The organism is Trichocoleus sp. DQ-U1 (assembly GCF_039961925.1).
Taxonomy (GTDB): domain Bacteria; phylum Cyanobacteriota; class Cyanobacteriia; order Cyanobacteriales; family FACHB-T130; genus FACHB-T130.
Window position 1 is genome coordinate 1 of the sequence record NZ_JAMPKB010000131.1, and the last position, 9240, is coordinate 9240.

Sequence of the window (9240 nt, forward strand, 5' to 3'; positions counted from 1 at the left end):
ATCGCTCTCAAAATCCAAAACGTTTATGCTTGATGCTGTGCTAGGCAAGTCGCTAGCTCGATTTCATCCGAAAAGTCTAATAAAGTTTCGCTTAATTCATCGAGAGCAGTTGCGGATAAGCTGTTGATTATTGATTGTAAATCGGGGGCGATCGCTCCTGATTTTTGAGACTAGCAGCCAGCTTTTAGGGCTGGCTGCTAAATGGTTAATGACTAACTGCTGAATTACGCACCGACTGCTTCTTTAGCTGCATACATCACTTCTAAAGTGATGACGTTGAAACCGCGATCGCGTGCAAATTTCTCAGTGTTGCGCTTCACTTTACCGCGCACAAAACCGGGAACTTTGTTCAGTTCTGCTTGCGCTTCCTTGTTCCAACCGAGGTCAGAATCAGCCGAAATCCCCTTGGTAATCACTTCCTTGGTGTCGTGTCCGCCGAAGATTTCTAACAGGTGATCTTCCATTCCCAAAGTGAAGGAATTGTAGATCAAATCTGTAATTTGGTTCGTACCTTCGTAACCGCAGAATGGCTTGTAACCAATGGGGAAATTCTGAACGTGAATCGGTGCTGCAATGACGCCGCAGGGAATATTTAGACGCTTACCGACGTGACGTTCCATTTGGGTACCGAAGATGGCAGAGGGTTCCACACGAGCGATCGCATCCCCAATTTGACCGTGATCTTCGGTGACGATTACTTCATCGCAGTATTCGCCTACCTGCTCTTTGAACCACTCAGCGTCGTACTTGCAGTATGTTCCCGCCCAAACAACGTGAATCCCCATTTCTCTTGACAGAATTTTCGTGATGGCGGCGGCGTGGGTGCTGTCACCAAACACCACAGCTTTCTTCCCTGTCAAGTTTTGGCAGTCAATTGAACGGGAGAACCAAGCGGCTTGAGAAACGTGCAAAGTTTGCTCGTTGATGTAGTCTTCGTAGTTAACATCTGCGCCTTGAGCGTTAATGATTTCCTGAATTTTGCGGATGCAACGTGCAGTTTCCACCACACCCATCGGCGTAATGTCTACAAAAGGCATCCCAAATTCTTTCTCCAGATACTGAGCTGCCATTGGCCCGATTTCGCGGTAAGGAACCAGGTTAAACCAAGCCTTTGGCAAATTCTTGAGGTTGTGAACTGATGCGCCTTCGGGAATTACTTCATTGACTTGAATCCCCAAATCAGCCATCAACCGCTTCAACTCGGTGCAGTCGTGGTGATTGTGAAATCCGAGGCTGGAAATTCCGAGAATGTTAACCGAGGGCTTTTCGGTTTTGCCTTCGGGTAAATCGCCTTTTTTCCGGGCTTTCTCGATGTAAAGCTGGACAATTTGCCGCAGGGTAATGTCGGCTGCTTGCAGTTCATTGACGCGGTAGTGGTTCACGTCCGCCAGCATTACGTCTGACTTGGTTTCTATGGAAGCTCGTTCTACGAAGTTTTCCAGGTCTTCTTGGAGAATGCTGCTGGTACAGGTAGGAGTTAAAACAATTAGGTCTGGATGTTCCTCAACGTCTTTGCGGGTGATATTGTCCACCACCTTTTCTTGGGAACCACGCGCCAAAACGTTCCGGTCAACGGAACTGATGGTAACTGGGGTGAAGTTGCGATCGCGCTCTAGCATCGAGCGCATGACGTTAAAGTAGTCATCGCCAATTGGCGCGTGCATAATGGCGTGGACGTTCTTAAAGGAACTGGAGACCCGCAGAGTACCAATGTGCGCGGGACCTGCATACATCCAGTAAGCCAATTTCATAGAGTTCTCCCTTCGTGCTGATGACTATCTATCTATCTGGAATGAGCTGAAACAGTTGATTTCAAAGGCTAATTGTCTCAGATTGCCTCAAACATCCACCAACCCCGATCTCATGAGCGGTTAGGGTTCTGGTGAACTGGCAAAAGTGCCTGGAATGCCCTTCATCTATATAATCCAGGCTGGTATAAGAGCGATCGCACTCTCGTCGATCTGAAACGATTCTTAATTTTTAGGGATATTCCTTTATTTAATGGGTCGAGGAACTCAATGCTTTGCGCTGTGCATCTAGCAATTCTTGAATCCCTTTTTCGGCCAAATCCAATATTTGATTGAGCTGAGTCCGGTTAAAGGTGCCTTCCTCAGCCGTTCCTTGAACTTCAATGATGTTCAGTTGGTCGTCCATCACCACGTTGAAATCCACCTCAGCCGCGACATCCTCAACGTAGTTCAAATCTAAAACTGGCTCTCCCTGCAACAGTCCTACCGAAACCGCGGCAATTTGATGGCGAATTGGCGATCGCTCTAACTCTCCCTGCTCTATCAGCTTTTCTACGGCGTCTGCAAGTGCTACAAACCCCCCGAAAATCGAGGTTGTGCGGGTTCCAGCATCCGCTTGTAAAACATCGGCATCTATCGTTATCGTGCGTTCTCCGAGTACCTCTAAATCTAGCGACGCCCGCAAGCTGCGCCCAATCAATCGCTGAATCTCTTGCGTGCGTCCAGACAGCTTCATAAATTCCCGTGCTTGGCGTTGGGGTGTCGCACCCGGTAGCATCCGATATTCAGCCGTTAGCCACCCTTTGCCGGTGCCTTCTAAAAACTTGGGGACACCTTTTTGAATCGTCGCACTACAGAGAACATGAGTGTCGCCGCAGCTCGTTAGAACCGAACCCGCTGCAAATCGGGTGAACATTCGTTCAAACCGAACCGGACGTAGTTGGTAAAATTGCCGACCATCAGGACGCAGCCAAGACATCGCACTTGCCTCAAAATTCTTGATTAGGATACAGCAGTTACCAGTCAATTTAAGTTAATTAATCTGTTGAACTTTAACAATCTACGATGATTTATTTAGGAACGACTCACTGCTATAGCTTTCGGCTAAGGCGGCGAGTCGTTTGCTATCATTTTCGTTCTGCTATTCGCAGTTTAGCGGAGCGAGAGCGAGGATTATTTTCCAGTTCATCGTCTTGCGGTGTAATCGGTTTTTTGGTTAACACCTGCAATATCGGCGATTCTCTAAAACCATGCTTTACCAAGCGATCTTCTAAACTGTGAAAACTGATGATGCCAATCCTACCGCCTGGTTTAAGCCAGTTGGGTGCTTGATTGAGGAAAGTTTCTAGAGACTTTAACTCATCGTTGACGACAATTCGCAGGGCTTGAAATACCCGTGTGGCAGGGTGAATTCTGCCGTAGCGGTACTGACGGGGAACGCTATACGCGATCGCCTCTGCTAACTCGGTTGTTGTCTGAAATGGACGCTTTTCCACAATTGCCCTAGCAATCCGCCGTGACAGTCTCTCTTCTCCATATTTAAAGAAAATATCTGCCAGTTCCGCTTCTTTCCAGTGATTAATGACTTCTGCGGCAGTCAGCGATTGCTGCTGATTCATTCGCATATCTAAGTCAGCTTGGTGGCGAAAACTAAAGCCTCGCTCTGGAACATCGAACTGAGCAGAACTCACGCCTAAATCTGCAATAATTCCGTCAAATGTTAGACCATTCGGTTGATATTTGGTGAAATTGCCATGCCAAAACTGGATGCGTTCCCCAGAATCGTGCAATTGGGTTTTAGCCGCAGCGATCGCTTGTTCATCCTGGTCAATCGCCGTCACCCGCACATCCGGTGCGGCTTCCAGCATTAACCGGCTGTGTCCGCCGCCCCCCACCGTCGCATCCAGGTAATGTCCCCCCGGACGGATTTCCAACCCGGCAATTAACTCCCGACTCAGTACCGACAGATGAAAAAATGCCGGTGCTTCCGTCTGATTCGTCAAACTCTTGTCAATTTCATCCATCAAAAAAACTTAGCGACGATAAATAGGCGCACCCTCTATTTTGCCTATAATTTTTCCGATTTTCTGGTTATACCCATGCTTATCGTTACAGGAGCAGGACATAAGCTTGAGCTGGAAGCTGGATTTCCTAGACCAGTTTATTCAGAGTGGAAATTTATCGCCGTTGCTCATTGTCGAGCGCTCTTGCCTTGCTTTCAATAGTAGCTGGTAGTGATTTTGGGCACGCTTTTGGTAAACGTTTGCCGCCTGGATTTGCCCTTGTTTGAGAAAAGCGCCAATTAACTCGCCCCCTGAAAGGAGCTGGTCTGCATTGATAGCGATCGCCTTCTCAATTGAATACCTGAGTAATTAAGCTCTGGTTGAAGACGATCGAAGTCGCAGAAAAATCAAGCTGTACCGCCGTCAATTTCCGAATTGGCTAGTCATGTCAAGCTGCCTATTCTACTTGTAAACCCAATGTCCCCATCGCGTATGACGTCGCCTTGTTCGCTAAATCAGGCCCCGCTTTTTCGGGTGAACCGGCATCGAAGGGCGGGGCTGGATCGTACTCCATCAAGAGTTGAGCGATCTTGGCGGCTTCCTCACCACAAAGCGCTTGAGCAACTACAAGACCAAAATCAATGCCTGCTGTCACACCTCCCCCCGTCATGCGATTTCGGTCAATGACGACTCGCTCTGTTCCGACTTCAACGCCCAACGCGGCTAGGTGTTCCCGCATCATCCAGTGAGTCGCAGCTCGGTAGCCTTGCAGCAGTCCTGCCTTCGCCAAAAACATAGACCCGCCGCACACAGAGGTAATAAACTTTGCGGTGCTTCCTTGCCGACGTAGAAATCCAAGGATCTCTGGATCGTCTATGATTGCCATCTGTTTTAAGCCGCCGCCTACACAGATCACGTCCAAGGGCGGGCAATGGTCAAAGGTGGTATCCGGCAAAATCACCATGCCGTCATCGGTTTCGATCGGGTCTAACGTTTTCCAGATTCGATGAATCTGGACATTGGGAAGCGCACTAAAAACTTGCTGGGGTCCCACAATATCCAGTGCGGTCATGCCGGGATAGATGACCAAACCAATAATCTGCTTTTGTGAGTCCGTCATACATCAATCCTTCTAATCGCGCTTGCAATGAAATCTATCCTTATACTAGGGATGGCAAACCACTGCGCCTAGTCCTCGACCGAGTACTCTTTAAGGCATAACACCCAATCCAAGATGATTTCCTTGCAGCTTTTATTTGAAGCCATTAGTCAGGTAAAAGAGGAACAAGACCTGCGATCGCAACTCGTGCCAAAAATTGGTGAGTACTTTGCCGCCAAGCGTTCGGGGCTCTTTTTCTTCGACCAGCTTTTAGGCGTTGGCGCAGCCTCTCCTTTGGAGAATCGCAAGTTTCAAAAAGTGTTGAATGTTGTCTTATCCATTGAACATAATCCTGTGGCGCGTTACATAGCAGAGCGCCATACGCCTGTCCATGAAGGATTAGTGGCATCCCCAAAAGCCTGGGCAATCATTTGTCCTCGTCCCGATCATTGGCACGTGATGGCAGGACCCATTATCGATCGGGGTCAATTAATCGGCTCAGTGGGTTGCACCCGTGAAAAATCAATGCCTGCCTTTGATGCCCAAGATATCGCTGATTTGAGTGCCATTTGTTTACATCTATCGGTTTGGATCGCCAGCGTGCGATTCGCGCCAAGCACAGTTTTGGAACCTCAGCACCAACCCTTAAAGACCCATCGCTTAACGTCTCGTGAGTTGGAAATTGCCAACTTGGTAGCGCTGGGTCGAACCAACACAGAAATCGGAACTGAACTTTGGATTACCGAGAATTCTGTCAAGCAGGCTTTGAAGCGAATGTTCCGTAAGCTTGAGGTTTCGTCTCGTACAGAAATGGTTGCACAGCTTTTTGCGACACAACACGCTTTTCCAAGTGCAAAGCCATCTCCATCTAACTTGGCGCTGAACGCTCACCAGTAACCTTTGACGGCGTTGCCTAAATGATTACGATTTCAGCAACGCCGGATTCTCTACGTTGTGCCAAAATTCCCCTTGGTTAAATGCAGCTCGAATTCCGACGTATCCTGCGGACAAAGCTCCATATAATTAAGGAAGCGAAACAAAAATCAACACTCAGTAGTAAACAGACAGTGCCAGTCGGAGTGATTTTGGCGTGTTTACGAAATTTCAGGTGCGGCTGCCCAAATCGGCTTCAAGGAGAGATGGCTGAACTATGGCAAAGATAGAAACTAGAACAGAACCGATGGTGCTGAACATGGGTCCGCACCATCCCTCCATGCACGGAGTGCTGCGACTCATCGTTACCCTGGATGGGGAAGATGTCGTGGATTGCGAGCCGGTTATCGGCTACCTGCATCGCGGTATGGAAAAAATTGCCGAAAACCGCACCAACATCATGTACGTCCCCTACGTCAGCCGGTGGGACTATGCAGCGGGAATGTTTAACGAGGCTGTCACCGTTAATGCGCCGGAAAAACTAGCCGGTATCTCAGTTCCCAAACGCGCCAGCTACATCCGCGTCATTATGCTGGAATTGAACCGTATCGCCAATCACCTGCTGTGGTTGGGACCATTTTTGGCTGATACGGGCGCTCAGACTCCCTTCTTTTATATCTTCCGCGAACGGGAGATGATTTATGACCTGTGGGAAGCCGCCACTGGTTATCGGATGGTGAATAACAACTACTTCCGTATTGGGGGAGTTGCCGTTGATTTGCCTTACGGGTGGGTTGACAAGTGCTTAGACTTTTGCGACTACTTCCTGCCAAAAGTTGACGAATACGAGCGCTTGATTACAGACAACCCCATCTTCCGCCGTCGCGTGGAAGGCGTGGGCACCATCAGCCGCGAAGAAGCGATCAACTGGGGACTTTCTGGCCCGATGCTGCGGGGTTCTGGCGTCAAGTGGGACTTGCGGAAAGTTGACCACTACGAATGTTACGACGACTTCGACTGGCAAGTGCATACGGAAACTGGCGGTGATTGTTTTGCCCGCTACTTGGTGCGGATTCGAGAGATGCGCGAATCTGTCAAGATTATTTACCAAGCTATCAAAGCACTTCCCGGTGGTCCCTACGAGAACTTGGAAGCCAAGCGTATGGCAGAAGGGCCAAAATCCGAATGGAATGGCTTTGACTACCAGTACATTGGTAAGAAAATCGCTCCCACTTTTAAAATCCCTAAGGGCGAACATTACGTCCGTGTCGAGAGTGGGAAAGGTGAGCTAGGAATCTATATTATTGGCGATGATAATGTCTTCCCTTGGCGCTGGAAGATTCGTGCAGCCGATTTCAACAACCTGCAAATCCTCCCTAGTCTTCTCAAGGGTGTAAAACTCGCTGATATTGTGGTGATTTTGGGTAGCATCGATATCATCATGGGTTCTGTAGACCGCTAAAAACAGCAAAAGGCAAAAGGCAAAAATAGGTCGGGAAATGTCTACCTAAAAAGCCTAAAGCTTCAAAAGTAGCAGCATATAGGTAGCGAATGTAACGGAATCGATTGTCGGTTAGAGGAGATAGTTTAACTGCTTCTAAAGCTGAGAAAAGATTCATTACAATCGTTTCCAATCGTTGCTACTTTTTTTGCTGAGGGTTTATTAATGGCTATTCCTGAAATTACTCAAATACTCTTGAGTGCTAAAAAAGAGAAAGGGTTAAGTTTTGCTGATTTAGAAAAGGCTGTTGGACGCGACGAAGTCTGGATTGCGGCAGTGATGTATCGTCAAGCAAGTGCTTCTGAAGAAGAGGCAAGTAAGCTGCTCTTCGCATTAGAGCTTGACCCAAGTTATGCGACTGAACTAACAGAATGTCCGGTGAAAGGATTGGGACCAATTGTTCCCACTGACCCTCTGATTTATCGGTTTTATGAAATTATGCAAGTGTATGGAATGCCGCTAAAAAGCGTCATTCACGACAAGTTTGGTGACGGAATTATGAGCGCGATTGACTTTACTTTGGATGTGGAAAAAGAAGAAGATCCCAAGGGCGATCGCGTAAAAATTATTATGTCGGGTAAGTTCCTCTCCTACAAAAAGTGGTAGCTCGTTGGTAGGGTTGGGAAAGGCGATCGCATCCTGAGAGCGATCGCTTTTTTGATGAGACGCTGGAAAGCGCGATCGCTTCCCTGTTAAACTCCTGTTTTAAGGATTTTTTGGAGAAAACTGTGGCGAACCAACCCAATGCCGTAGAGTGGACACCCGAAGCTGAAGCCAAGTTGAAAGAAATTCCCTTTTTTGTCCGTCCCGCCGCTCGGAAAAAAATCGAAAAATTTGCACAAGAAGCAGGGCAAAAAATAATAACGGTGGAAGTTTATCAGCAAGCTAAACAACAGTTTGGGCAGTAGCAGAATTCGCCCGGAAGTTTAAGGGCGATCGTATTTTCGGTTGAGAGCGCGATCGCGTTTTGTCTCGGTTTTGCCTCAAGTATCGCACTCGTAAATAATTCGTGAAGGCGAGATCCCCGACTTCGAGAGAGAAGTCGGGGATCTGAAGAGCCGGGGCGCAACTCAAATAGGATTGCTATATCAGGCGACACACACCCAGTTGAACGTTTAAAACCCGCTATAGTTGATCGTTGGATTGGGTGTAGTTGAAAATCCTGTGTTCGGCAAGCTGGTGGTGCCGGGAGTCGTGATTAACCCGCCAGAATTGCTTGTACTGGGAGTGATGGGATAGCTACTTGGCAAGCTGGTGGTGCCGGGAGTCATGATTAACCCGCCAGAATTGCTTGTACTGGGAGTGGTGGGATAGCTACTCGGCAAGCTGGTGGTGCCGGGAGCCGTTATCGTCCCATCTGGCAAGGTTGTATTACCCAAGGGGGCGGGAGACTGATTTGGTTGGATTGTAGCATCCGGCTGGCTTGTATAGACTCCGAACATGGTTGTCGGATCGGCGGTCGTTGTAGACTGTTTTGCCTTGGTCTTTTTGGGTGAAGAACGCCTAGTCGTACCAGTCTCCTCAGAAGCAGTTTCCTTGAGAGTAGAGTTTTGATTGAGTTGGGACATGACTGGAATACTGACCAAATAACAGATTCCTAGAAATCCAGCGATGCCAACAAAACCTTTGACTAAATTCTGCCCCGCCGATGACTTTTCTGATTTTGATCTTGTTCGTGGATTCATGGGTGCTTCCTAAATTGAGTAGAGTACCCGCATGGTGAACAAACCTCTCACAACCCCGTAAATATACTTATAGACTCCCCCTCCACTTTAAGGAGTCTCCAAGGAGAAGTGCTATAAAATCAGGGCTATCTTTATCAATCCTTTAAATAAATCGGTTATTCTCGCCCGATCGTAAAGCTTCTGTGAAGTGCTCATGAAGCGATCGCAGCACGTAAAAAGCCGGGAATAAATTTCCCGGCTTAAAGCTAAAGTAAGCTAAAGCTTACTGGTCAGCCGTTGGTTGACTGACAAAATTCAAGAAGCAAAACTTGCAAGATTCTCCAAAACTCTC

General features: G+C 48.0%; 9 protein-coding genes and 1 pseudogene. 4 read left to right on the forward strand and 6 right to left on the reverse strand.

Features of this window, described 5'->3' with window-relative positions:
* Window positions 1-23 precede the first annotated feature (23 nt).
* From NDI34_RS26835 to NDI34_RS26855, 5 genes and pseudogenes are all read right to left on the reverse strand, one after another.
* Window positions 24-155: pseudogene (locus tag NDI34_RS26835) on the reverse strand (DUF4351 domain-containing protein); the annotation flags it as partial.
* Window positions 156-224: 69 nt separating this feature from the next.
* Window positions 225-1751 (reverse strand): ferredoxin:protochlorophyllide reductase (ATP-dependent) subunit B, encoded by a 1527-nt coding sequence (gene bchB, locus NDI34_RS26840; RefSeq protein ID WP_190526583.1) that lies wholly within the window; start codon window positions 1749-1751, stop codon window positions 225-227.
* A gap of 247 nt (window positions 1752-1998) precedes the next feature.
* Window positions 1999-2727 carry a ribonuclease PH gene (rph, locus tag NDI34_RS26845; protein ID WP_348234354.1) on the reverse strand — a complete coding sequence of 243 codons (729 nt, stop codon included), beginning with the start codon at window positions 2725-2727 and terminating at the stop codon, window positions 1999-2001.
* 148 nt (window positions 2728-2875) lie between these two features.
* A complete protein-coding gene (gene rsmH, locus NDI34_RS26850) occupies window positions 2876-3772 on the reverse strand; it encodes a 16S rRNA (cytosine(1402)-N(4))-methyltransferase RsmH (RefSeq protein WP_348234355.1) in 897 nt (298 codons plus the stop codon).
* 436 nt (window positions 3773-4208) lie between these two features.
* Entirely contained in the window at window positions 4209-4871 is a 663-nt protein-coding gene (locus NDI34_RS26855; RefSeq protein ID WP_348234356.1) for a DJ-1/PfpI family protein, read from the reverse strand.
* Between the two features lie 114 nt (window positions 4872-4985).
* On the opposite strand from NDI34_RS26855, the gene NDI34_RS26860 reads away from it, so the two are divergent.
* The 4 genes from NDI34_RS26860 (at window position 4986) to NDI34_RS26875 (ending at window position 8132) form a co-directional block, all read left to right on the forward strand.
* Window positions 4986-5747: a LuxR C-terminal-related transcriptional regulator gene (locus NDI34_RS26860; protein ID WP_348234357.1), complete on the forward strand. Its 762-nt coding sequence runs from the start codon at window positions 4986-4988 to the stop codon at window positions 5745-5747.
* Between the two features lie 253 nt (window positions 5748-6000).
* The gene (locus tag NDI34_RS26865) at window positions 6001-7185 is read left to right on the forward strand and encodes an NAD(P)H-quinone oxidoreductase subunit H (protein WP_190413521.1); all 1185 of its coding nucleotides are present in this window, start codon (window positions 6001-6003) and stop codon (window positions 7183-7185) included.
* 204 nt (window positions 7186-7389) lie between these two features.
* Window positions 7390-7830 carry a cyanase gene (cynS, locus tag NDI34_RS26870; RefSeq protein ID WP_348234358.1) on the forward strand — a complete coding sequence of 147 codons (441 nt, stop codon included), beginning with the start codon at window positions 7390-7392 and terminating at the stop codon, window positions 7828-7830.
* Between the two features lie 122 nt (window positions 7831-7952).
* Window positions 7953-8132: a PCP reductase family protein gene (locus NDI34_RS26875; RefSeq protein WP_190413517.1), complete on the forward strand. Its 180-nt coding sequence runs from the start codon at window positions 7953-7955 to the stop codon at window positions 8130-8132.
* Between the two features lie 207 nt (window positions 8133-8339).
* Here the strand turns inward: NDI34_RS26875 and NDI34_RS26880 are convergent, their stop codons facing one another.
* A complete protein-coding gene (locus NDI34_RS26880) occupies window positions 8340-8909 on the reverse strand; it encodes a hypothetical protein (protein ID WP_348234359.1) in 570 nt (189 codons plus the stop codon).
* Window positions 8910-9240: the final 331 nt, after the last annotated feature.